Raw genomic sequence first — 23,096 nt, 5'->3', positions numbered from 1 at the left:
CAGTCGGTCAGCGAACCGCGCACGCGCGGTGGATTTCCTTGTTGACGCGTTCGGGCGCCGTGCGTCCCGTGAACACCTCGGTCATTTCCTTGCGGACGCGCGCGTCCTCGCACGCTTCCGCATCGACGACGTTGTCGATGACCGTGCCGCGTATGTCCGGCTGGTCATAGCCGACGCTTTCGCGGACCCAACGGCGCGCCTGCGACGTCTCGCGGGCCACCCGCACGCGGTCGGCGGAGGTCAGGTTGGGGTCGCGCACGATAGGGCGGCTGACGCCGGTGTCCAGCTCTTTCGGGCACGGCACGGACTGGTAGATGGTCTGCTTGCCGTCGCTGCATTTGTACACGCGTTGCGCATGCGCCTGCGTTGCCAGCGCGCACAGCGCCAGCGTCACCAACATCCTGGTCATGGTTCCCCCGGCGCACCGCCTTGGCGCGCGATGCGCGGGAGAATACCCTATTCAGGGAGCGTCGACACCTATGTTGGTGTAGTAGCCGAAACAGGAGCGACTGCCGTTTCGGCTGAGATTGAAGCGTTGGCAATTGACGTCATAACTGGAACCCGTGGCGGTTATCACGTAGCTGGACAGGGTGATGCCGTTCAGATGGTGGTGGCTTCCGTTGGACTTCAGTGACCAATGCAGGTGTGGGCCTGTCGATGCACCCCCGTTGCACAATGCCTGCACCAGGCTGTTCGCGGGGTTCGCGATGGGGGCGTTGGCCGTAACGGTGTCGCCGGTGGCGGGGCGGATGTTCATCAGGTGGTAGTAGGTAGTGGACCAACCCCCGTCGTGCACGATTTCAGCCATGCAGGAAGAGTGGCGTTTGAATTTTCCGGCAGCGGAGGCGGATACCCAGTTGCGGCTCTGGTCGCTGCCCCACCACCCGCCCACGCCCACGTCCAGCGAGGACATCGGAAAGCTGCCGCTTCCGGAATTGGTGTGCGCTCCTCCGACGTACCAGCGGGCGTTGAGCGGGTACGGGAACTGCAGCAGGTTCGTCGGTGGAGCGTCGGCGCGGGGCTGCGCCGTACGCGATACCTGCGTTGGCTCGGTTGCGAACAGACGGCGGTAGACATCAACGAATCCGATATCCGCCAACTGCGCCGCACGCACGCTTTCGGTTCCTGCCAGCGCATACAACGTACGCAGCGGATTGCCGGTAGAAAGCGCAACAGGACCACGGGTGCTTCTGTCAGCGGCGTCGTACATCGCATCGCGCAGCGTCTCGGCAACATCGCGCAACTGCGCACTGAAACCCGTCGTGGCGACAAGCGTGCCAAACGGCCGCTCCAGCCTTGCCGCACTCGGCTGGGGGGAGCTCAACACGCCGGTCTGCAGCTCCATCAGCGCAAGCAGCACACGCGGGCTGATCCCGCTGTAGCCCGACCAGTGGGAAAGCGTCTCTGCCTGCGCAGCCAGCGGTGGCGCATGCGTTTCCAGCCACTCGCCGATATTGAAATCAAACATTTCGTCGTACTGGTAGACAAGGTGCTGGCTGTGCAGGGAGGGCGTGCCGGCGTGCGCAATCGACAGCGTGGACGCAGCACAGAGAACAGCAAGCAGCAAGGGTCTGAACAGAGGACGCTTGTAGACGGTCATGGTTAGGGATCCGGCTGAGGCAGAGCGGCAGGGATGTTCAGGCCGCAACGTCTCCTGGCCCTGCACGAAGCGGGCCTCTCAGGGTGATCAAGGACTGGCTCGCCGCTGCCGCTGTTGGCGGGCGGGCACGGCCAATGCTAGGCAGGTGCGACGGTGCGGAGTTTGTCGCTAATCACAGAGCGGATGGTGTCGAAAAAATCGATCGCAGGCAGCAGTCTCTGCTTCAGGATCAATCGGTGGCGCGGCCCTGCGCGCGCGCTGTACGCAACGCGGCTTACCCGGGCAGGAACGTGGTGGCGGCATGCAGCAACAGACCGATCAGCCCACCGACCAGCGTGCCGTTGAAGCGGATGAACTGCAGGTCGCGGCCCACGCTCAGTTCCAGCTGCTCCACCAGGTGGCGCTCGTCCCAGCCTTTTACCGTTTGAGCGATATGCGTGGTGACGCCATCGCGCAGGCGCGAGGTCAAGCGCTGGGCACCTTCCAGCAGATGCTGGTTGAGCGCGTCACGCAGCGCCGGGTCCGATGACAGGCTGCGGCCCAGCGCGGCCATGCTGCGTTCCAGATAGCCTGCCAACGCGGAGGTCTCACTCTGCAGATCGGCGCGCAGGCTGGCGTGGATGCGCGACCACAGCCCCTGCACATAGTCCTGCAGGGCCGGGTGGTCGATCATTTCCTGCTTCAACTGCTCGATGCGTTCGGCCAGCGCCGGGTCTTCGCGCAGCCGCTGTACGTAATTGCCCAGCCAGGCCTCGTAATCCTGGCGCAGCGGATGCATCGGTTCGGCGAGCACCTGCTGCATTTCTTCAAGCACTGCGCCTGCCAGTCGCTCGGCCAGGCTGTCGCCGATCTCATCGATCGGCTTGATCCAGTTCACGGTGCTGGACAGGGTGGGCCACTCACGCTGGATGTAGCGCACGATCAACTGCGATGCGCGCTCTTTCACTTCCGGCTGCTCCAGCCATCGTGCGACGCGTTGCAGGCCTTCGTCCAGTACGCGCTGATGGCGGCCATCGGCGGTCAGCAGGGCCAGCAGCTCACCCGCGGTGGAGGCCGCATTCCACTGCCGCAACTGCTGCACCACGAACGCGTGCAGTTGCCGCCGTACGGCCGTTTCATCGAAGAAGTCCAGCGCCTGCAGCGCCCACGTGCGTGCCATATCGGCCAGCATGCGTACCTGTTCCGGCGCGGACAGCCAGCTGCCGAGGCGTGCCGCCGGATCGAACACCTTCAATCGTGCCAGCAGCATGTCCGGGGCGAGGAACTGATCGCGCACGAATACCGCCAGACTGTCGCCGATGCGTTCCTTGCTGCGCGGGATGATGGCGGTGTGCGGAATCGGCAGGCCCATGGGGCGGCGGAACAGTGCCACGACGGCGAACCAGTCCGCCATCGCGCCGACAGCGGCCGCCTCGCAGAACGCAGAGACCCATGCCCAGGCGCCGCGCTCTCCCTGCCAGTGGCTGACCGCGAATCCGGCCAGCATGACCAGCAACATGCCGAAGGCGATGGCCTTCAACCGGCGCAGTTGGGCGCGGCGAGGATCGTGGGGAGCAGAGGGCAGGGAGGGCTTCATGCGCGCAGTCTAACGGGGTGGATGTTGGGCGCAGTTGACGGCCTGCGGCGGGGCGGTGGGGGAAGGGGTGACGGTGGGGCCGACCGATGCGGCTGCCGGGTAGAGCCGACTTCAGTCGGCTGATGCTGGTTACCCCATGCAAACAGCAGCCGACTGAAGTCGGCTCTACCAGTCGGGTCCACCAGTCAGGTCCACCAGTCAGTCCACCAGTCGGGTCCACCAGTCAGGTCCACCAGTCGGGTATGCCCGTCGGCTCTACGCCAACTGGGCGCGCAGGGCCGCCAGCTGCTGGCGCAGGGCGTCGTTCTCACGCGTCAGGCTGACAATTCGGGCGCGCAGCGCGGGCGGGCCTTCACCCAGCTGCTCCAGGGCGGTGAGCACTTTGGCATCGCGCAGCGCCTGCTCATCCTCGCTGACCGCGTCAGCCTCGACCACCGCGTCCGGCTTGGCGGCGCGTGGCTTGCGGTTGGCTTCGCGCGCGCGCTTGGCGGCCTGCTTCAGTTCGTCCTTGCCACCGGTGGCGGCTGCACGTTGTTCGTCTTCCGGCAGCGACGACACGGCCGCTGCCGCGCTGATCGACAGCTGGCCGTTCTTTACCGCTTCGACCACTTCCGGCGCAGCCTGCGCACGGATGCGTTCGATCATGCTGATCTGGTTGCTGCTCAGCTTGGCTTCGCGGGCCAGTTCGGCACGGCTGAACGTCGGTGCCGGGTCCCACGGGGGGCTGTCCTGGTCCTCATCCTGGCCCTCGCTGGTGCCATCGCTCTCGCGCTGCAGCTGCTCCTGCTCGATGCGCTTGCGCGCAGCCAGGATCTCGCGCTTGCGCAGCGCCAGTTCGCCACGCTGGAAGTCGGACACGCTGCGTCGGCCCAGGTGCTGTTCGATCATCCACAGGTGGACATCATCCATGCTCTGGAAGCGGGTGTTCTGCACGGTGTTGAACGGCAGGTCGTGCTTCTGGCAGATGCCGTATCGGTTGTGTCCGTCCACCAGTACATCACCCCACAGCACCAGCGCATCGCGGCAGCCTTCGGCGAGGATGCTGCGCTCCAGCGCTTCGTACTCGTCCGCGGTGAGCGGGTCGATGTAGGCCTTGAGTTCTTCTTTGACGACGATGTTCATGGGCAACGGGCGGTCGTGGAGCGGAACCGCCCATTGTACCGGCTCGCGCTGGCGCGTCCCGGCTCAGGCGGTGGCGCGGATCATGGCCCCCAGCACGTCGGCGATCCGGTCGATCTGCGCCGGTTCCACGATCAGGGGCGGCGATAACGCGATGATGTCGCCGGTCTGGCGCACCAGCAGGTCGCCATCATGGAAACATCGCCGGAACACCTCGTGGCCGCGGCTGCCAGGGGCATCTCGGCGCGGCGCAAGCTCCACCGCGCCCACCAGGCCGAAGTTGCGGATGTCGATCACGTTGGGAAGGTCGTGCAGGCGATGCAGGGCCTGCTGCCAGTGGTCACCCAGTTCGATGGCACGCTCGAACAGGCGCTCTTCGGCATACACCTCCAACGTGGCCAAGGCGGCCGCGCAGGCCAATGGATGGCCGGAGTACGTATAGCCGTGGAACAGGTCGATCGACTGGGCCGGGCCCTGCTGCAGGCTGGCATGGATGGCATCGGCGACCAGCACGCCGCCCAGTGGCACCGCGCCGTTGCTGGCCGCCTTGGCGAAGGTGATCAGGTCAGGGGTGACGCCGAAACGCTGTGCCGCGAAGGGCATCCCGACGCGGCCAAAGCCGGTGATGACTTCATCGAACACCAGCACGATGCCATGGTGATCGCAGATTTCGCGCAGCCGCTGCAGGTAGCCGGGCGCGGGCAGGATGACACCGGCCGACCCGGCGATGGGTTCAACGAACACCGCGGCGATGGTGGACGCGTCGTGCAGCGCGATCAGTCGCTCCAGTGCGTCGGCCAGCTCGGCGCCATGCCGAGGCAGGCCCTGCGTGAACGCGTTGCGCTGCAGATCGAGGGTGTGTGGAAGGTGGGCGGTGCCGCCAAGCTGCAGGCCGAACTGACGGCGATTGTTGGCCAAGCCGCCGATCGCCATGCCGCCGAAGCCGACGCCGTGATAGGCCTTTTCCCGCCCGATGAAGCGCGTGCGCTGGCCCTCGCCGCGCGCGCGGTGGTGGGCGAGGATGATCTTCATCGCGCTGTCCACCGCTTCCGAGCCGGAATTGGTGAAGAACACATGGTTCAATCCTGCCGGCGCCAGCGCGGCGAGCCGTTGTGCGAGCACGAACGGCAAAGGCGATCCCATCTGGAAGGTGGGTGCGAAATCCAGCGTGCCGGCCTGTTCGGCGATGGCCTGGACGATCTTCTTCCGACCATGGCCGGCGTTGCAGCACCACAGCCCGGCCGTGCCATCCAGTATCTGCCGACCGTCCACGTCTTCGTAGTACATGCCTTCGGCGCGTACCAGCATGCGCGGCGCGCCTTTGTACTGCGCGTTGGCGGTGAACGGCATCCAGAACGCGTCCAGCGTCTCCGGTTGTGTGGTGGCCAGCGTGGTGAGGGAGGCGGCGGAAGAAGGCATCGAACGCTCCAGCGGGGCAGGTAGGCGCACGGTACCGCTGGGCGGGTCGAGGCGCTGTCTGCACTGTGCGAGGCGCATGACGGCCGCGTTCCCGCGCGGCACGAACGCGTTACCCCCGCCGAAGGACGCCGCTACACAGGATCACCGCGCGCTGGGCGCGGCCTCCCGGACCAGCTGCCGTCCGGCGACGATCAGGCCCTCGACCAGACGCTCGCACAGCAGCACCTCGTTGGAGCCATCGTGCTGGCTGTCGTGTACCGCGTGCAGGATTTCCAGGATCGCGTCCAATGCCTGGCGGGTGCCCTCCTGCAGGCCGGGCACTGCGCGTTCCGGCAACTTCACAGCCAACGCTGCGCGTTGCGTTGCGTTGCGTTGCGTCGTCGTCGCGGCGGTCAGTGCAGGCAGACACGAGCTGCAGAGCAGGGCGCTGCCCCGCTGCCGGGTGTGGCACGCCATTGGCCATCAGGATGCGCTCCAGCGTGTCGATGAAGGGGCGGGGCAGGTCGTGCATGCGGTCGCCCAGCAGGGAATGCAGGCGTGCACCGCTCAGGAGTTGGCCGGACATCGGTCAACCTCGCTCGGCAGGAAGGCCACCTGCGCCGAGGCGAGGGTGGCGGACGATGCGGGTTGGCATACCGGTCGTGTGATCCAAAAGCCGGCGGATACGGGGATCCCCACGCACCGTCCGCCGTATGAAGGGCGAGACAATGCATTCTCCGCCGGGCCCGTGAGGGCAGCAACAGAGTGCAAAGGACCACACGATCCGGGATGCCAATCCCGGCTGACGCTTCTACGTCGTCAGCGTCATCATCGTGCGGACGTGACCCTGCCTGCGTCCATGGGCAAAGTTGCGGTTCGTAGGTGGCGATCACGTGGTTGGCAGCATGTCGCGATTGGATTGTGCTGGTGTGCGGTGGTTGCGCCAATCCGCGCGGGGTGGCTCGGTACGTTCGGCGGCGGGGCCCGCTGGGCTCGCCGAGCATGGGTCGGCGCTACCGGGCGTGTGGTGCGGGCGGTGTCGGCTGAAACCAATGTGCCCCCCGGCCGGGAGCCCATGGCAGAATCCGGAACGCTTCCTGCCCAGCGATTCCCCTTCCATGTCGTCCACCGTTGCACCTGCTCCACCCACACCCGTGCCGGCCAATTCGCCGCGGCGCGTGCTGCTGGCCAGCCTGATCGGCACCACCATCGAGTTCTTCGACTTCTACATCTACGCCACGGCGGCGGTGCTGGTGTTTCCGCACCTGTTCTTCCCCGAGAGCAGTGACCAGGCCGCGCTGCTGCAGTCGCTGGCCACCTTCGCGGTCGCGTTCATCGCGCGTCCGGTGGGCTCGGCGGTGTTCGGCCACTTCGGTGACCGGATCGGTCGCAAGGCCACGCTGGTCGCTGCGCTGCTGACGATGGGGCTGTCCACGGTACTGATCGGACTGTTGCCTACGCACGCGCAGATCGGCTTGTGGGCACCGGCGCTGCTGGCGCTGTGCCGGTTCGGCCAAGGCCTGGGGCTGGGCGGGGAGTGGGGCGGGGCGGTGCTGCTGGCAACCGAGAACGCGCCCCCGGGCAAACGCGCGTGGTATGGCATGTTCCCGCAGTTGGGTGCGCCGCTGGGCTTTCTGTTGTCGGCGGGCATTTTCCTGTTGCTGGGGCGGCTGTTGTCGATCGACGACTTCCTGCAGTGGGGCTGGCGCATTCCGTTCATCGCCAGCGCGCTGCTGGTCGGGCTGGGGCTGTGGGTGCGCCTGAACATCCACGAGACGCCGGCGTTCCAGAAAGCGCTCGATACCCATGCGCGGGTCAAGCTGCCGATGATGACCGTGCTGCGCGAGCACGCCGTGCCGATGGTACTGGGCACGCTGGGCGTGTTCGCCACCTTCGTGCTGTTCTACCTGATGACGGTGTTCGCGTTGGGTCATGGCACGTCCGTGCTGGGCTACAGCCGCGAGCAGTTCCTGCTGCTGCAGATGGTCGGCATCCTGTTCTTCGCCGCCGGTATTCCCATCTCCGCGCGCTACGGCGACCGCTGGGGCACGCGCCGCACGATGATCATCGCCAGCGGCCTGATCGTGGGCTTCGGGGTGTTGCTGGCGCCGCTGTTCCAGGCCGGCAGTCCGTGGATGGTGCTGGGCTTCCTGTCGCTGGGCCTGTTCCTGATGGGGCTCACCTACGGTCCGTGCGGCACCTTCCTGGCCGAGATCTATCCGGTGGAGGTGCGTTACACCGGGGCCTCGTTGTCGTTCAACCTGGCCGGCATCCTGGGTGCGGCCCCCGCGCCCTACCTGGCCACGTGGCTGGCCGAACGCTTCGGTCTGGTGGCCGTCGGCTACTACCTGTGCATTGCCGCGCTGATCACCATCTGTGCCCTGTTGGCGCTGCAGCGGCGCGTGCGCTGATCAGCTGAAGAAGCGTTTCAAGGTGCGGCCCAGCCACGTGCCGCCCTGGTGCTGGCGGGTGAACTGGTTGAGGTGCTGTTTCACCTGCTCGGCGTACGCCTTGTCATCGCCACGGATATGGTTGAACAGCCAACGCGACAGCATGCTGCGGAGTTCATCGGTGACATCTTCCCCCGCCTGGAAACGCAGACGGTAATCCGACACGCGCTTGCCGAATATCTCGTGCACGCGTTTGTGTGCGGCACAGAACGGGTAGCCGGCTTCTTCCATCAGCTCCTCTTCGAAGGCGAAATGGGACATGGTGTAATCCACCAGTTCCCCCATCACGTCCGCCACGGCAGCGCGCTGCACACCCTGCTGGGCAACATGCAGCTGGTTGAGCATTTCCACGATCCGCATGTGCTGATGATCGATGACGTCGATGCCGATGTTGAGGTCGTCCTGCCAGACCAGTAGTGCCATGTGCGCGCTCCATGTGACCGATGGCGCGAGTGTCGACGGCTGTAGAGCGCCGGGCACTGATCTGGATCAAAGCGGATGACGGCGTGGCGACGTGACCGGTAGCGCCGGGCAGTGCGCGGCACTACCGAGCGTCTGCCTCAGGCGGCAGTGGCTGCCGCGTTGGCCCCGCATACGCGGTTGCGGCCACCGGCCTTGGCCAGGTAAAGCTGGCGGTCGGCTTCGGTGATCAACGCATGCAGGCTGTCACGGCGTGGCCGCAGGCAGCACAAGCCGATGCTGACGGTCATGCGCAGCGTGGTGTCGCCGATCGGCACGCGCAGCATCGCGATCGCATGGCGCAAGGCTTCGAAGTACGAAACCGCGGCCTCCGGGTCCAGCCCCGGCACCATCAGGCAGAACTCTTCGCCACCGAAACGCGCCACCAGGTCGCCGCTGCGTGCATGCGCCGCGACGGCATCGGCGCAGGCGCGCAGTGCTTCGTCGCCGCCATCGTGGCCGAAGCTGTCGTTGATGTGCTTGAAATGGTCGATGTCGACCATCGCCACCGCCACCCACTCGTCGTCCTGCTGCAACTGCGGCAGCTGGCGCTGGCTGTGTTCCAGGAAATAACGGCGGTTGGGCAGGCCGGTCAGGAAGTCGCGCGTGGCCAAGTCCTGCAGCGTACCGATCAGCTCAAGCTGGTCCACGTTCTGCGAAACCCGGCAGAAGAACTCTTCGCGCGAGAACGGCTTGCGCAGGAAGTCGTTGGCCCCGTTCTTCAGGAAGCGCGGAATCAGGGTGACATCGGTGTTGCCGGAAAGTCCGATCACCGCCACCTTGTCGCGCGAACGCTGCATGCGCAGCCGGCGGGTGAACTCCACGCCCTGCATGCCAGGCATTTCCTGGTCCACTACGGCCAGCCGGATCGCCGGATGGGCCTCGATGGCGGCCAGGCCCTGCTCGCCGTCCGCGGCTTCGTACACTTCATGGCCGTACATGCGCAGCAGCGCGGCGGCATAACCGCGCGCGGACGGTGAATCGTCCACCACCAGTGCGGCGATGCGCCGGTTGCGGTCCAGCCGCTGCACCAGCCACACCAGGTAATCCACGCTACCCGGTGTGTTCTTGAGCACGTAATCGATGACTTTCTGTTCCAGTACGCGTCGGCGCACGTCCTCGTCGTACACGCCGCTGACCACGACGGTCGGCATGCCGCGGGACACGAAGAAGTCCACCACGCCGTCGCGGTCGCCATCGGCGAGCACCAGGCCGGTCAATACCAGGAACCAGCCCTGTTGTTCTTCCAGCAGCCGGCCGGCTTCGGCCAGCGTGGAGGCCACGGTCACGGTCACATCGAGCCGCTGCTCGATGGCCTCACGCACCAGGGTGGTGAACGTGCGGGAGTTTTCCACCAGCAGGACGCGCTGGGGCAGGGGGTCAACACCGGGGTCGCTTTCGAAAGCGCCCTGCAGCAAGGCGGGCATGAGGCGTGCGCTCGGAACGGGCTGGGTCGTAGGTACTAGCGGCCTGCGGCTCAAAAACTTGAACTCCATCACCAAATTAAATTGCGCAGCTTCACAAATGCCATGGTCGCTACGAGCAGCGGCGTCCGCAGCAGGCGGCCGCCCGGGAAGGGGCGTTGGGGGATGCGTTCGAACACATCCAGTCGTCCCGCCTGGCCTGCGATGGCCTCGGCGATGACCTGACCGGCCAGGTTGGCCGCCGCTACGCCATGCCCGGAAAACCCTTGGGCAAAGTAGATGTCCGGGGTGAGTCGTCCCCAATGCGGTGCGCGGCGGGTGGTGATGTCGACATAGCCGCCCCACAGGTACTCCATCGGTACGCCATGCAGCTGCGGGAACACCTGCCACAGGCGGCGCTGCATCACCTGTGCCAGCCCCGGTGGTGGCCGCGAGGAATAGCTGGCACCGCCGCCGAACACCACGCGGTGGTCGTGGCTGAGCCTGAAGTAGTCCAGCACCAGGCCCGTATCGGATACGGCCATGTCGTTGCGGATCAACGCGCGCGCACGCTCGGCGCCGAGCACCGGCGTCGCGCCGATGTAGGTCCCCACCGGCATGATGTAGCGCTCCAGTTCGGGCGCGATGCCCTCCAGCCAGGCGTTGCCCGCCAGCAGCACGTGGTCGGCGTGTACGGTGCCGGTGGCCGTGCGCAGCGCCGGTCGCGGATGCCGTTGCAGTTCGAGCACCGGCGTCTGCTCGTGGACGGTGGCGCCTGCGGCCAGGGCGGCGTCGGCCAGGCCATGCGCGAACGCCAATGGGTGCAGGTGACCACTGAGCGGATCGAACATGGCACCCCGGTAGCGGGGGCTGTCCAGCTGCTCGCGCAGGGTGGCCTGGTCCCACCATTGCATCGGGTAATCGTAGTGCCCGGTCAGCCGCTCCATGTCGTGATGCAGGGTGCGCGCCTGGCGTGCGGTGATCGGCACGTTGGCGTGGCCTGCAACCCAGTGACAGTCGATGCCGTGGTGGGCGATGCGATCACGCACCAGTTGCACGCCTTGGCGTGAGTGATCGAACAAGGTACGCGCATCGTCCGGGCCGACCAGCGATTCCAGCACATCGACTTCGCAGCCATAGCCGGACAGCACCTGGCCACCGTTGCGGCCCGAGGCCCCCCAGCCTATCCGGCAGCTTTCCAGTACCACCACCTTGAGTCCGCGCGATGCCAGCTCGAGCGCGGCGGACAGCCCGGTGTAGCCTGCGCCCAGGATGGCGACATCGGCATGGGTATCGCCATCCAGTGCGGGCAATGGCGTGCGCGGCGCGACGCTGGCGGCATACCAGCTGGGCGGCAGGGTAGGGTCTTCGCGCAGGGGATGCGTAGGGTCCATCCGCATAGTCTGGCGCAGATGACGCGGCAATGGTGTGACTATGCCGCGCTTGCTGGCGTCATCATGCGGCGCTACCGTGTCGTCAGCGCCGAGGACTTGCAGATGCGCCTTCCTCCCCTTGTGGGATTGCCGACCGATAGCACGTTGCAGGGACATCACCGCTTCCTGATGGCCGGCGAGAAGCATGTGCGCGCTCTGGTCGATGGCGCTGCGGTGACGCCGGTGATGCTGCCCTCCCTGCAGCCCGCGCTGCCTGCCGGCGACTGGCTCGGGCGGCTGCACGGCCTGCTGCTGACCGGTGCCGTCAGCAACATCGAACCCCATCATTACCCCGGCGGGCAGACCTGGCCCGGCAACCAGCATGATGCGGCGCGCGACGCCGGTGCGTTTTCGCTGCTGGAGCATGCGTTGCGCATCGACCTGCCGGTGTTGGCGATCTGTCGTGGTTTCCAGGAACTCAACGTGGCGCTGGGTGGCAGCCTGCATCCCAGGCTGCACCGGGTGGAGGGTCTGCATGACCACCGCGAGGATTCTGCGGCGTCCGCCGAGTCGCAGTATGGCCCCGCGCACAGCATTTCACTGGTTGCCGGTGGCTGGCTGTCGCATTGGCACGGCAGCCGCTCGGCAGTGGTCAATTCCGTGCACGGGCAGGGCGTCGCCGTGCTGGCCGACGGCTTGGTGGCCGAGGCACACGCCGATGATGGACTGGTCGAAGCAGCACGCAGTCCCCGTCATGGTTTCGTGCTCGGCGTGCAGTGGCATCCCGAATGGCGGGTGACCCACAATCCCTTCTATCACGCTGTGTTCCGCGCATTCGGCGATGCTTGTCGGCAGCGTCAACGACTTCAACAGGATTCCCCATGAGTACGGACACCCGCTCGCGAAAACCGCCGACCGTGGACGACGGACAGGAAAGCAGCCTGCTGCGCTGGTTGAAAGAGCGGCGCATCACCGAGGTGGAGTGCCTGGTGCCGGACATCACCGGCATCGCGCGCGGCAAGATCATCCCGGCGGACAAGTTCTCGCACGATTACGGCACGCGGTTGCCGGAGGGTATCTTCGCCACCACGGTGACCGGCGACTACCCCGATGACTATTACGAGCTGACCTCGCCGTCGGATTCGGACATGGTGCTGCGGCCCGATCCCGAGACCGTGCGGGTGGTCCCGTGGGCGACCGACCCGACCGCGCAGATCATCCACGACTGCTACACCAAGGACGGCAAGCCGCATGAGCTGGCCCCGCGCAATGTGTTGCGCCGGGTGCTGGATGCGTACGAAGAACTCGGCCTGCGACCGGTCGTCGCACCGGAGCTGGAGTTCTTCCTGGTGCAGAAGAACACCGATCCGGATTTTCCGCTGCTGCCGCCGGCGGGCCGTTCAGGACGGCCGGAAACAGCACGGCAGTCGTACTCCATCGATGCGGTAAACGAGTTCGATCCGATCCTGGACCTGATGTATGACTACGCGGATGCGATGAAGCTGGACGTGGATACGCTGATCCATGAGTCCGGTGCAGCGCAGCTGGAAGTCAATTTCACCCACGCCGATGCGATGAACCTGGCCGACCAGGTCTTCCTGTTCAAGCGCACCATGCGCGAGGCGGCGATGCGCCACGGGGTGTATGCCACGTTCCTGGCCAAGCCGATGGAAAACGAGCCGGGCAGTGCGATGCACATCCACCAGAGCCTGCTCCGTCGCAGTGATGGCAGCAACGTGTTTGCCGGCGAAGGCAATGCCGAGGGCGAGTTCAGTCCGGTGTTCGGTCATTACCTGGGCGGGCTGCAGAAGTTCGCCCCGCAGGCGATGGCGTTCTTCGCGCCGAACGTGAACTCCTACCGGCGCCTGGTGTTTGGCGAGGTCTCGCCGAGCAACGTGCACTGGGGGTTCGACAACCGCACCTGCGGCCTGCGGGTGCCGATGGATACGCCGGACAACATGCGGGTGGAGAGTCGGTTCGCCGGTTCCGATGCCAATCCCTACCTGGCGATGGCGGCGACGCTGGCCTGTGGGCTGCTGGGGCTGCGCGGCCAGCTGGCGCCGGATGCCCCGGTCAGTGGCAGTGCCAAGGAGCTGGGCTACAACCTGCCACGGTCGCTGGGTGAGGCGCTGGACGGGCTGGAACGCTGCAGTGAGCTGCAGGCGCTGTTGGGCGAGCGATTCTGCAAGGCCTACATCTCGGTGAAGCGGAAGGAATACGAGACGTTCTTCCGGGTGATCAGCTCGTGGGAACGTGAGTTCCTGCTGCTGAATGTCTAGACATTGATCGCGGACGCTCGGTGTCCCGTGCTCCGGACACGTCCCGCCGAGCACGGCTCGGCGCTACCGTGCGGGCAGCATTCCGTTGTAGCGCCGAGCCACGCTCGGCGGACTCCGTCCGGCACCGCGATGTCTGACACAGGCCGCGCTGCGCGCTCGCCGAGCATGGCTCGGCGCGACCGTGCCGGCAGCATCCCCGTTGTAGCGCCGAACCACGCTCGGCGGAATCCGTCCGGCACCGCGATGCCTGACACAGGCCGCGCTGCGCGCTCGCCGAGCAGGGCTCGGCGCTACCGTGCCGGCAGCATCCCCGTTGTAGCGCCGAGCCACGCTCGGCGGAATCCGTCCGGCACCGCGATGCCTGCTACAGGCCGCGCTGCGCTCTCGCCGAGCATGGCTCGGCGCTACCGTGCCGGCAGCATCCCCGTTGTAGCGCCGAGCCACGCTCGGCGGAATCCGTCCGGCACCGCGATGCCTGCCACAGGCCGCGCTGCGCGCTCGCCGAGCAGGGCTCGGCGCTACCGTGCCGGCAGCATCCCCGTTGTAGCGCCGAGCCACGCTCGGCGGAATCCGTCCGGCACCGCGATGCCTGCCACAGGCCGCGCTGCGCGCTCGCCGAGCATAGCTCGGCGCTACCGATTCCGGTTTTATTCGGTGGGGCCACCGGACGTATCACCGGGCCGCCCAAGGCGCCGTCGCCAATCCGTCACCCGTGCGTCACTGGATGATCCGGCGTCCGGGCGTTAGGCTGGGTCCGTCTGTTGGCCGGAATCGGCCCCCACCCTTTTCTGGAGCCCCCTCCCATGAAGCTGCGTACCCTCACGCTCGGTCTGTCCGTTGCCCTGCTTGCTGCCTGTGGCGGCGGCGATGGCGCGGGAAGCACGCAGGACAGCAAGGTCCTGAACGTCTACAACTACAGCGATTACATCGCCGAAAACACGATCCCGGATTTCGAGAAGCAGAGCGGGATCAAGGTCACCTACGATGTGTTCGACAGTGACGAGATGGTCGAGACCAAGCTTCTGGCCGGCAACAGTGGCTACGACGTGGTGGTGCCGACACTGAATTTCTTCGGCCGGCAGATCCAGGCCGGCGTGTTCCTGCCGCTGGACAAGGCGAAGATCCCGAACCTGGCCAAGCTGGACCCGAAGGTGATGGAGCGCATCGCCACCCAGGATCCGGACAACAAGTACGGCGTGCCGTACATGATCGGCACCACCGGCATCGGCTACAACGTGGACATGGTGAAGGAGCGCTTCGGCGGCAGCGCCGACATCGCCAACAGTTGGGACCTGATCTTCAAGCCGGAGAACATCGCCAAGATGAAGGACTGCGGCGTGACCCTCCTGGACACGCCCGCCGACATGATCCCGGTGGCGATGCATTACCTGGGGCTGGACCCGCACAGCAACAACCCGGCCGACATCCAGAAAGCGGCCGAACTGCTGAAATCGATCCGCCCGTACGTGCAGAACTTCCACTCGTCGCAGTACGTGGGGTCGCTGGCCAACGGCGGCACCTGCCTGGTGGTGGGCTGGTCGGGCGACATCATCCAGGCGCGTGATCGTGCCGAGGAAGCGGCCAACGGCGTCCACGTGGCGTACTCGATTCCGCGCGAAGGCGCGCCGCAGTGGTTCGACATGCTGGCGATCCCGAAGGATGCCAAGCACCCCGAGGCAGCCTACGCCTTCATCAATTACCTGCTGGAACCGAAGGTCGCGGCGGCCAACACCAACTTCATCCACTACGCCAATCCGGTGACCGATGCCACCGCGCTGGTCGATGAAGCGATCCGCACCGATCCGACCATCTATCCGCCGGCGGACGTTGCGGAAAAGATGTTCACCTACTCGATCAATACGCCGGAAACCGACAAGCTCTACACCCGCTTGTGGACGGAAATCAAAACCGGCCGTTGAGTCATCGGTAGCGCCGAGCGACGCTCGGCGGCCCGGCAGCCCTGCACACGAATCCCTTCCCCTCGGTGGAAGGGATCCGTTTCAACGGCATGTGCTCGGCCCGGCACTTCACGTTTTCTGTGCATCGCTTCCCCTACCGTCGCGTATGGACCTGACCACCCCCGCGACCAGACGATGAGCGAACAGCCCAGCCGGCACGACGATGCGCCCGCGCAGCAGGACCCGCCCGACCATGAGGCGGAAGAAAAGAAACCCTCGCCGCTGAAGAATCCCAAAGTGCGCTGGGCGCTGATCATCGGCGTCAATGTGGTGCTCGCCGTGCTGGTCATCTGGCTGTTCTACCACCTGCTGATCGGGCGGTACCTGCAGGACACCAACAACGCGTATCTGCAGGCGGACGCGGTCGCCGTGGCGCCGCGCATCAACGGGTATGTGACCGAAGTGCTGGTGCAGGACAACCAACAGGTGAAGGCCGGTGAGCCCCTGCTACGCATCGACCCGCGTACCTATCGCGCCACGCTGGACCAGGCCGAAGCGGTCATCGCCGTGCGCCAGGCCGACATTGCCGCGGCGACCGCGGGTGTGCAGGGCCAGCAGGCCAGCTTGATACAGGCACGCACCCAGTCCGTCGCCGCCGCTGCTACGCTGCGTTTCGCCAAGGCCGAAGTGGCCCGGTTCGCGCCGTTGGCTGCCAGCGGTGCCGATACGCACGAACACGTGGAAAGCCTGCGCCATGACCTGCAGCGGGCGCAGGCGCAGTACGACGCGGCGCAGGCGCAGATCACCGGCGCGCAGAGCCAGATCCAGGCCAGTCAGGCGCAGCTGGAGCAGGCCCAGGCCGGGTTGAAGCAAGCGCAGGCCGATGCCGCGCAGGCCGCGGTCGCGTTTGAAGACACGGAGCTGCGCGCGCGCATCGACGGCCGCATCGGCAACAAGACGGTGCAGGTCGGCCAGTTCGTCGCCGCCGGTACCCGCACGATGACCGTGGTGCCGGTGGCATCGCTGTACATCGCGGCCAATTTCAAGGAAACCCAAGTGGGCCTGATGCGCCCCGGCCAGCCCGCGACCATCAAGGTCGACGCGCTGCCCGGCGTGGATCTGCACGGCACGGTAGAAAGCATCTCGCCGGGCACCGGATCGCAGTTCGCGCTGTTGCCACCGCAGAACGCGACCGGCAACTTCACCAAGGTGGTGCAGCGCGTGCCGGTGCGTATCAAAGTGGATGCAGGCACCGAGGCACGCCAGGTGCTGGTGCCGGGGATGTCGGTGGATGTCACCGTGGATACGCGGGGCAACAAGGGCGCGCGTGAGCGCACCCGGGACGAAGCCGAGGCCGGCAAGGACCGATGAGCAGCAGCGCGGCCAGTGCAGGGCCGGCCGACGCGTCGCCGCAGAAGGCCGACGCGGGCGCGTGGCTGGCGGTGGCCGCTGGCACCATCGGCTCGTTCATGGCGACGCTGGACATTTCCATCGTAAACGCGGCGCTGCCAACCATCCAGGGCGAAGTCGGCGCCAGCGGCACCGAAGGCACGTGGATCTCCACCGCCTTCCTGGTGTCGGAGATCGTGATGATCCCGCTGACCGGCTGGTTCGTGCGGACGCTGGGGCTGCGCACCTTCCTGCTGATCTGCGCCACCTTGTTCACCGCGTTTTCCGTGATGTGTGGCTTCGCCGATACCCTGCCCATGATGATCGTGGGACGCATCGGCCAGGGCTTCGCCGGTGGTGCGCTGATCCCCACTGCGCTGACCATCGTCGGTACGCGCCTGCCTCCCAAACAGCAGCCGCTGGGCACCGCGTTGTTCGGCATGACGGTGATCCTCGGGCCGGTCATTGGTCCGCTGCTGGGCGGCTGGCTGACGGAAAACGTGAGCTGGCACTATGCCTTCTTCATCAACGTGCCGATCTGCGCCGGCTTGGTCGCGCTGCTGCTGCTTGGCCTGCCGCATGAAAAATCCAACTGGTGGGGCCTGCTGCGTGCCGACTGGCTGGGCATCATCGGTATGACGGCGGGGTTGTCCGCATTGACGGTGGTACTGGAGGACGGGCAGCGCGAGCGTTGGTTCGAATCCACGCTGATCATCATCCTGAGCCTGGTTTCGCTGACCGGGTTCGCCTTGCTGGCGCTGTCCCAGTTCACCAGCAAAGAACCGGTGATCCACCTGAAAATCCTGTTCACCCGCAGCTTCGGCGCGGTGTTCGTGATGGTGATGGCGGTGGGCATGATCCTGTTCGGGGTGATGTACATGATCCCGCAGTTCCTGGCGATCATCGCCGGCTACAACACCGAGCAGGCCGGCTACGTGCTGCTGTTGGCGGGCCTGCCGACCATCCTGCTGATGCCGCTGATGCCGAAGATGCTGGAAACGGTGGATGTGCGGATCATGGTGTTCGGCGGCATGCTGTGCTTCGCCGCGGCGTGCTTCGTCAACCTGGGGCTGACGCCGGACAGCATCGGCCCGCACTTCGTGCTGGGGCAACTGCTGCAGGGCTGCGGCCTGGCGCTGGCCATGATGGCGCTCAACCAGGCGGCCATCACCTCGGTACCCCGCGAGTTCACCAGCGATGCCTCCGGCCTGTTCAACGCCGCCCGCAACATGGGCGGGTCGATCGGCCTGGCCATCATTTCGACGTTCCAGGACCGCCGGACCACCCTGCACGTGGATGCCATCGGCAGCAGTATCACGGCCAATTCGCAGGTAGCCCAGGATGCACTGGGTGCTTACGGCCAGCAGCTGGGTGACCCGATGCAGGGCATGGCCGTGCTGGCGCAGACCGTGCAGATGCAGGCGATGGTGATGGCCTACAACGACCTGTTCTGGATTTTCGGCCTGATCGTGGTGGCGACGCTGCCACTGGTCTTCCTGCTCAAGCCCTTGCCGAAGGGCGTTCCCCTGGCGATGCACTGATGACCCCATTGAATTCCTTCCCATCTGCTGCACGGCTGCGCCCACTGTCTTTCGCGCTGCTGCCGTTGCTGCTCGCCGGCTGCATGCTGGGGCCGGATTACACGCGACCGGACGTGGCCGGCACGGCGACCGCGCAGGCAACGCTGCCGCGGGCCGACCAGGCCGGCGTGGTGGCGGCATCCCCGCCCAGCCAGTGGTGGCGTGAGCTGCGCGATCCCTTGCTGGATGAACTGGTGGACGAGGCGTTGCGCAGCAGCCCCAATCTGCGTGCGGCGCAGGCCAAGGTGGTGGCATCGCGCGCGCTGCAGCGTCAGCGACGTGCCGAGCAGCTGCCGAGCGTGGGCGCTGCCGCTGGCTACGCGAACGTGCAGGCTCCGGATTCGCTGAACGACAGCGTGCGGGGCCTGGGCGAGAACGTGGCCCAGGTCGCCGAGGCCAACGGCCGGCCGCAGGAGGCCGCGCAGTTGCGCCAGCAGTTCGCCGATGTCGACCTGGACACCGAACTGTACGTGGTCGGCTTCGATGCAAGCTGGGAGCTGGACCTGTTCGGCCGGCGCCGGCGCGCTGCCGAGCAGGCGGCCGCCGAGGCCGGCGCCGATGCGGCGGCGTTGGCCGATGCGCAGGTGCAGCTTGCCGCCGAACTCACCCAGGTCTATCTGAGCTACCGCAGCAGCCAGCAACGGATCGCGCTGGCGGAGGACAACCTGCGGGCAGCGGATGAGGCGTTGCGGCTGTCACGGCAACGGCGCGAGCGCGGCGCCGATTCCGACCTGCAGGTCGAGCGCGCGCAGGCGCAGCGCGAGCAGCAGCAGGCACGCATCCCGCCGTTGAGGGCGCAGGCCGATGAGGCCCGCGATGTGCTGGCCCTCATGGTGGGACGCGAGCCCGGCGCGCTGGACGGGCGGTTGGGGCAGGGCGCGGAACTGCCTGCGTTGCCTGCGCGGATTGCCGTGGACGATGCGGCGGCCCTGATCCGTCGGCGGCCGGACATCCGCAAGGCGGAGCGCGAGCTGGCCGCTTCGTCGGCGCAGATCGGCCAGGCGCTGACAGCGTATTTTCCGCAGGTGACCTTGCTGGGCACGGTCGGCGCCGGCGCGGGTTCGCTGTCCGATCTGGGCTCGGATTCGGCAGCCACCATCGTCGCCCCGTTCCTGCGCTGGTCTGTCTTCGATTTCGGCCGCAACAAGGCGCGTGTCGCGCAGGCGCGGGCAGGCAACGACGCACGCATGGCGGCCTATGAAGGCACCGTGCTGGCCGCGCTGCAGGATGCCAACACCGCGCTGGCGCGATTCGGTGCCGCGCGCCAGCAGGTGCAGGCGACCACCCGTGCCGAAGCGTCGGCCACGCGTGCCGACCGGTTGATGCAGCAGCGCAGGCAGGCCGGTGCCGCGTCGCAGATCGATCTGCTGGACGTGCAACGGCAGCAGCTCGATGCGCAGGACGGGCTGGCCCAGGCGCAGCTGCAACTGCTGGTCCGTTACGTGGCGCTGCAGAAGAGCCTCGGATTGGGCTGGCAGGAAGCGCCGGAAGCGGCGGTGTCGCGATGAGCTGTGGCTGACGGCCTGCATCGCCCGCCGTACCGTGGCGCGGTGGACGTCCCCCAGCACGCGCGACCGCAGTGCAGACGTGATCGGCGCAAGGCGCCAGCTGCCGTCATGTCCCGTCGGCACCACCGCCGTTAGAATGGCGCCGCCATCCCCTTGACCGCCGTCGGAGCCCCCCATGTCCGTTGTTGCCCAGCCGGAAGCCGCCGCCGTCGATGCCCACGGAGAGCCCGGCTACCTGTCCGTCCGTGACCTGCGCAAGGAATTCGATGGCTTCGTGGCCGTGGACGACGTCAACCTGGATGTGCGCAAGGGCGAGATCTTCGCGCTGCTCGGCGGGTCAGGCAGTGGCAAATCGACCCTGCTGCGCTGCCTGGGCGGCTTTGAAACCCCGACCAAGGGCAGCATCGTCGTCGATGGGCAGCGCCTGGACGCGCTGCCGCCGTACAAGCGGCCGGTCAACATGATGTTCCAGTCGTATGCGCTGTTTCCGCATATGAGCGTGGAGCAGAACATCGCCTTCGGCCTGAAGCAGGACGGCATGGCCAGCGATGCGATCCGCCGGCGGGTGGGCGAGATGCTGGAGCTGGTGCAGATGTCCCAGTTGGCCAAGCGCCGTCCCCATCAGTTGTCCGGTGGCCAGCAGCAGCGCGTTGCGTTGGCGCGGTCGTTGGCCAAGGGCCCGAAACTGCTGCTGCTGGACGAGCCGATGGGCGCGCTGGACAAGAAGCTGCGCTCGCAGATGCAGCTGGAGCTGGTGAACATCATCGAAACCTCCGGAGTGACCTGCGTGATGGTCACACATGATCAGGAAGAAGCAATGACCATGGCCACCCGCATTGCGGTCATGGATGCCGGCTGGATCCAGCAGGTGGGCAAGCCGGATGAGGTCTACGAACAGCCGGCCAATCGGTTCGTGGCCAGCTTCATCGGCTCGGTGAATTCGTTCGAAGGGGTGATCGACGAGGACCTGCCGGAACATGCCACCGTGCGCACCTCGGCGTTCCCGGCGCCGATCTACATTGGACACGGCATCACCGGTTACGAAGGCCAGTCCGTGGCCTACGCGGTGCGTCCAGAGAAAATCATGATCGGCAAGGAAGAGCCGGAGGGGCACGTCAACAAGGCGCAGGGCGTGATCGAAGATATTGCTTACTTCGGCAGCCACTCGGTCTATCACGTGCGCCTGCCGAGCGGCGCCACGGTCATGGCGAACTTCGCCAATTCGCAGCGCTGGGCCAGCGATGGCCTGACCTGGGGCGACGCCGTGTGGGTGCACTGGCGCGACAACGACGGCGTGGTGCTGAGCTCATGAGCGCGGCAGCCCCGAAGCGCTGGCTGCCCGGACTACGCAGTGCGGTGATCGGCGTGCCCTACCTGTGGCTGCTGCTGTTCTTCGCCGTGCCGTTCGCGCTGATCCTGATGATCTCCTTCGCCCACACGCAGGTCGGCTCGCCGCCCTACACGTGGTTGCTGCAGTACGTGGACGGCGCGTTCTCGCTCAAGCTCAACCTGGAAAACTACCTGCAACTGGTACGCGACCAGCAGTACGTGCTGGCCTATGCCAGCAGTTTCAAGATCGCGGCGATTTCCACGTTGCTGACGTTGATCATCGGCTATCCGATGGCGTACGCCATCGCACGCATGAAGCCCTCCACCCGCAACGTGATGATGATGCTGGTGGTGCTGCCCTCGTGGACGTCGTTCCTGATCCGCGTGTACGCCTGGATCGGCATCCTCGACCGCAATGGCCTGCTCAACCAGGTGCTGTTGAAGATCGGTCTGATCGACCAGCCGCTGCGCATCCTTTACACCCCGGTGGCGGCTTACATCGGCATCGTTTACTGCTATCTGCCGTTCATGGTGCTGCCGCTGTATGCCAACCTGGTCAAGCACGACCAGCGTCTGCTGGAAGCGGCCTACGACCTGGGCGCCAAGCCGTGGCAGGCGTTCGTGCGCATCACCCTGCCGCTGTCCAAGGCAGGCATCATCGCCGGCTGCATGCTGGTGATGATCCCGGCGGTGGGCGAGTTCGTGATCCCGGAAATGCTGGGTGGGCCGGACACGCTGATGATCGGGCGGGTGCTGTGGGGTGAGTTCTTCAACAACCGTAACTGGCCGGTGGCTTCCTCGGTGGCGGTGGTGATGCTGTTGCTGCTGCTGGTGCCGATTTTCCTGTTCAACCGGTCCCAGCAGCGCGTGCTGGAAGGAAAGCAGGCATGAGCACGATGCGCGGTTACCGCTGGATGGGCTGGGGCGCGTTGGCGCTGGGGTTCGCCTTCCTGTACCTGCCGATCCTGTTGTTGATGGTGTTCTCGTTCAACAGCTCACGGCTGGCCACGGTGTGGGCGGGTTTCTCCACGCGCTGGTATGGCGAACTGTTCAACGACCGCGCGTTGATGGACGCGCTGTGGATGAGCCTGAAAGTGGCGTTCTGGACAGCCTGCGCCGCCACCGTGCTGGGGACCATGGCGGCGATGGTGATGACCCGTTTCCGACGCTTCCGTGGCAAGTCCGCGTTCAGTGCGCTGATCACCGCGCCGCTGGTGATGCCCGATGTCATCCTGGGCTTTTCGTTGATGACGCTGCTGGTATCGATGGGCGGCATCCCGGGCTTCCCGGCCCGCGGCGCGATGACGATCTGGATCGCACACGTCACCTTTACCCTGTCCTTCGTCACCGTGGTGCTGTCCTCGCGCCTGCAGGAGCTGGACATCTCGTTGGAGGAAGCCGCGATGGACCTCGGTGCCAGCCGGCTCACCGTGTTCCTGAAGATCACCTTGCCGATCATCGCGCCGGCGCTGCTGGCGGGCTGGCTGCTGGCTTTCACCCTGTCACTGGATGATGTGGTGATCGCCAGCTTCGTCGCCGGGCCCAGTTCCACCACGCTGCCGATGAAGGTATTCGCCTCGGTGCGGATGGGCATCAGTCCGAAGATCAATGCACTGGCCACGTTGATGGTGTCGGCGGTGGCGGTGGCCGCGTTCATCGGTTGGTACTTCACCGCGCGGGCCGAGAAACGCCGCCAGCGTGACCTGCTGATGGCGCGGCAGGACAACGGCTGACG

General features: G+C 66.2%; 18 protein-coding genes and 1 pseudogene. 10 read left to right on the top strand and 9 right to left on the bottom strand.

Annotated features, from left to right (window positions below):
* Positions 1-7: 7 nt before the first annotated feature.
* The 6 genes from ICJ04_RS12285 to ICJ04_RS12260 all read right to left on the bottom strand — a co-directional run bounded on the left by ICJ04_RS12285 (position 8) and on the right by ICJ04_RS12260 (position 6,035).
* Complete coding sequence (locus tag ICJ04_RS12285) at positions 8-394, bottom strand: DUF4124 domain-containing protein (RefSeq protein ID WP_188324518.1); 387 nt, start codon at positions 392-394, stop codon at positions 8-10.
* 66 nt (positions 395-460) lie between these two features.
* A complete protein-coding gene (locus tag ICJ04_RS12280; RefSeq protein ID WP_188324517.1) occupies positions 461-1,600 on the bottom strand; it encodes a peptidoglycan DD-metalloendopeptidase family protein in 1,140 nt (379 codons plus the stop codon).
* A gap of 274 nt (positions 1,601-1,874) precedes the next feature.
* A complete protein-coding gene (locus ICJ04_RS12275; protein ID WP_188324516.1) occupies positions 1,875-3,176 on the bottom strand; it encodes a DUF445 family protein in 1,302 nt (433 codons plus the stop codon).
* Positions 3,177-3,431: 255 nt separating this feature from the next.
* Positions 3,432-4,298: a plasmid replication/partition related protein gene (locus ICJ04_RS12270; RefSeq protein ID WP_188324515.1), complete on the bottom strand. Its 867-nt coding sequence runs from the start codon at positions 4,296-4,298 to the stop codon at positions 3,432-3,434.
* A 63-nt stretch (positions 4,299-4,361) separates the two neighbouring features.
* The gene (locus ICJ04_RS12265) at positions 4,362-5,714 is read right to left on the bottom strand and encodes an aspartate aminotransferase family protein (RefSeq protein WP_188324514.1); all 1,353 of its coding nucleotides are present in this window, start codon (positions 5,712-5,714) and stop codon (positions 4,362-4,364) included.
* Between the two features lie 141 nt (positions 5,715-5,855).
* Positions 5,856-6,035, bottom strand: coding sequence for a hypothetical protein (locus ICJ04_RS12260; RefSeq protein ID WP_188324513.1), 180 nt, complete (start codon positions 6,033-6,035; stop codon positions 5,856-5,858).
* Positions 6,036-6,811: 776 nt separating this feature from the next.
* Here ICJ04_RS12260 and ICJ04_RS12255 point away from each other — a divergent pair.
* The gene (locus ICJ04_RS12255) at positions 6,812-8,104 is read left to right on the top strand and encodes an MFS transporter (RefSeq protein WP_188324512.1); all 1,293 of its coding nucleotides are present in this window, start codon (positions 6,812-6,814) and stop codon (positions 8,102-8,104) included.
* Here the strand turns inward: ICJ04_RS12255 and ICJ04_RS12250 are convergent, their stop codons facing one another.
* The 3 genes from ICJ04_RS12250 to ICJ04_RS12240 form a co-directional block, all read right to left on the bottom strand.
* The gene (locus ICJ04_RS12250) at positions 8,105-8,566 is read right to left on the bottom strand and encodes a bacteriohemerythrin (protein WP_188324511.1); all 462 of its coding nucleotides are present in this window, start codon (positions 8,564-8,566) and stop codon (positions 8,105-8,107) included.
* A 137-nt stretch (positions 8,567-8,703) separates the two neighbouring features.
* Positions 8,704-10,029, bottom strand: a complete 1,326-nt coding sequence (locus ICJ04_RS12245; protein WP_188324510.1) for a diguanylate cyclase — start codon at positions 10,027-10,029, stop codon at positions 8,704-8,706.
* A 68-nt stretch (positions 10,030-10,097) separates the two neighbouring features.
* Positions 10,098-11,399 (bottom strand): FAD-binding oxidoreductase, encoded by a 1,302-nt coding sequence (locus tag ICJ04_RS12240; RefSeq protein ID WP_223202877.1) that lies wholly within the window; start codon positions 11,397-11,399, stop codon positions 10,098-10,100.
* 102 nt (positions 11,400-11,501) lie between these two features.
* On the opposite strand from ICJ04_RS12240, the gene ICJ04_RS12235 reads away from it, so the two are divergent.
* The 9 genes and pseudogenes from ICJ04_RS12235 (at position 11,502) to ICJ04_RS12195 (ending at position 23,094) form a co-directional block, all read left to right on the top strand.
* The gene (locus tag ICJ04_RS12235) at positions 11,502-12,263 is read left to right on the top strand and encodes a gamma-glutamyl-gamma-aminobutyrate hydrolase family protein (protein ID WP_188324508.1); all 762 of its coding nucleotides are present in this window, start codon (positions 11,502-11,504) and stop codon (positions 12,261-12,263) included.
* Positions 12,260-13,657 carry a glutamine synthetase family protein gene (locus tag ICJ04_RS12230; protein WP_188324507.1) on the top strand — a complete coding sequence of 466 codons (1,398 nt, stop codon included), beginning with the start codon at positions 12,260-12,262 and terminating at the stop codon, positions 13,655-13,657. Before ICJ04_RS12235 ends, ICJ04_RS12230 begins: the two co-directional genes overlap by 4 nt.
* An 803-nt stretch (positions 13,658-14,460) precedes the next feature.
* On the top strand, positions 14,461-15,576 hold the full coding sequence (locus ICJ04_RS12225) for a polyamine ABC transporter substrate-binding protein (protein ID WP_188324506.1): 1,116 nt from the start codon (positions 14,461-14,463) through the stop codon (positions 15,574-15,576).
* Between the two features lie 249 nt (positions 15,577-15,825).
* Positions 15,826-16,926: pseudogene (locus tag ICJ04_RS12220) on the top strand (HlyD family secretion protein); the annotation flags it as partial.
* Complete coding sequence (locus ICJ04_RS12215) at positions 16,923-18,485, top strand: DHA2 family efflux MFS transporter permease subunit (RefSeq protein WP_188324504.1); 1,563 nt, start codon at positions 16,923-16,925, stop codon at positions 18,483-18,485. The pseudogene ICJ04_RS12220 and the gene ICJ04_RS12215, both read left to right, overlap by 4 nt.
* Complete coding sequence (locus ICJ04_RS12210) at positions 18,485-20,032, top strand: efflux transporter outer membrane subunit (protein ID WP_188324503.1); 1,548 nt, start codon at positions 18,485-18,487, stop codon at positions 20,030-20,032. Before ICJ04_RS12215 ends, ICJ04_RS12210 begins: the two co-directional genes overlap by 1 nt.
* A gap of 175 nt (positions 20,033-20,207) precedes the next feature.
* Entirely contained in the window at positions 20,208-21,344 is a 1,137-nt protein-coding gene (gene potA, locus ICJ04_RS12205; RefSeq protein ID WP_188324502.1) for a polyamine ABC transporter ATP-binding protein, read from the top strand.
* On the top strand, positions 21,341-22,252 hold the full coding sequence (locus ICJ04_RS12200) for an ABC transporter permease subunit (RefSeq protein WP_188324501.1): 912 nt from the start codon (positions 21,341-21,343) through the stop codon (positions 22,250-22,252). Before potA ends, ICJ04_RS12200 begins: the two co-directional genes overlap by 4 nt.
* A complete protein-coding gene (locus ICJ04_RS12195; RefSeq protein WP_188324500.1) occupies positions 22,249-23,094 on the top strand; it encodes an ABC transporter permease subunit in 846 nt (281 codons plus the stop codon). Before ICJ04_RS12200 ends, ICJ04_RS12195 begins: the two co-directional genes overlap by 4 nt.
* The last annotated feature ends 2 nt before the right edge of the window (positions 23,095-23,096 follow it).

This window comes from Stenotrophomonas sp. 169 (assembly GCF_014621775.1).
Lineage (GTDB): Bacteria > Pseudomonadota > Gammaproteobacteria > Xanthomonadales > Xanthomonadaceae > Stenotrophomonas.
Note: the sequence above shows the minus strand (reverse complement) of the source record. Positions and strands in the feature narration are given on the sequence as shown.

Coding starts and splice junctions, on each gene's coding strand:
- ICJ04_RS12195 (WP_188324500.1), top strand. CDS start 22,249: ATGAGCACGATGCGCGGTTACCGCTGGATGGGCTGGGGCGCGTTGGCG.
- ICJ04_RS12255 (WP_188324512.1), top strand. CDS start 6,812: ATGTCGTCCACCGTTGCACCTGCTCCACCCACACCCGTGCCGGCCAAT.
- potA (WP_188324502.1), top strand. CDS start 20,208: ATGTCCGTTGTTGCCCAGCCGGAAGCCGCCGCCGTCGATGCCCACGGA.
- ICJ04_RS12235 (WP_188324508.1), top strand. CDS start 11,502: ATGCGCCTTCCTCCCCTTGTGGGATTGCCGACCGATAGCACGTTGCAG.
- ICJ04_RS12210 (WP_188324503.1), top strand. CDS start 18,485: ATGACCCCATTGAATTCCTTCCCATCTGCTGCACGGCTGCGCCCACTG.
- ICJ04_RS12225 (WP_188324506.1), top strand. CDS start 14,461: ATGAAGCTGCGTACCCTCACGCTCGGTCTGTCCGTTGCCCTGCTTGCT.
- ICJ04_RS12245 (WP_188324510.1), bottom strand. CDS start 10,029: ATGCCCGCCTTGCTGCAGGGCGCTTTCGAAAGCGACCCCGGTGTTGAC.
- ICJ04_RS12215 (WP_188324504.1), top strand. CDS start 16,923: ATGAGCAGCAGCGCGGCCAGTGCAGGGCCGGCCGACGCGTCGCCGCAG.
- ICJ04_RS12250 (WP_188324511.1), bottom strand. CDS start 8,566: ATGGCACTACTGGTCTGGCAGGACGACCTCAACATCGGCATCGACGTC.
- ICJ04_RS12280 (WP_188324517.1), bottom strand. CDS start 1,600: ATGACCGTCTACAAGCGTCCTCTGTTCAGACCCTTGCTGCTTGCTGTT.
- ICJ04_RS12265 (WP_188324514.1), bottom strand. CDS start 5,714: ATGCCTTCTTCCGCCGCCTCCCTCACCACGCTGGCCACCACACAACCG.
- ICJ04_RS12200 (WP_188324501.1), top strand. CDS start 21,341: ATGAGCGCGGCAGCCCCGAAGCGCTGGCTGCCCGGACTACGCAGTGCG.
- ICJ04_RS12240 (WP_223202877.1), bottom strand. CDS start 11,399: ATGGACCCTACGCATCCCCTGCGCGAAGACCCTACCCTGCCGCCCAGC.
- ICJ04_RS12270 (WP_188324515.1), bottom strand. CDS start 4,298: ATGAACATCGTCGTCAAAGAAGAACTCAAGGCCTACATCGACCCGCTC.
- ICJ04_RS12275 (WP_188324516.1), bottom strand. CDS start 3,176: ATGAAGCCCTCCCTGCCCTCTGCTCCCCACGATCCTCGCCGCGCCCAA.
- ICJ04_RS12230 (WP_188324507.1), top strand. CDS start 12,260: ATGAGTACGGACACCCGCTCGCGAAAACCGCCGACCGTGGACGACGGA.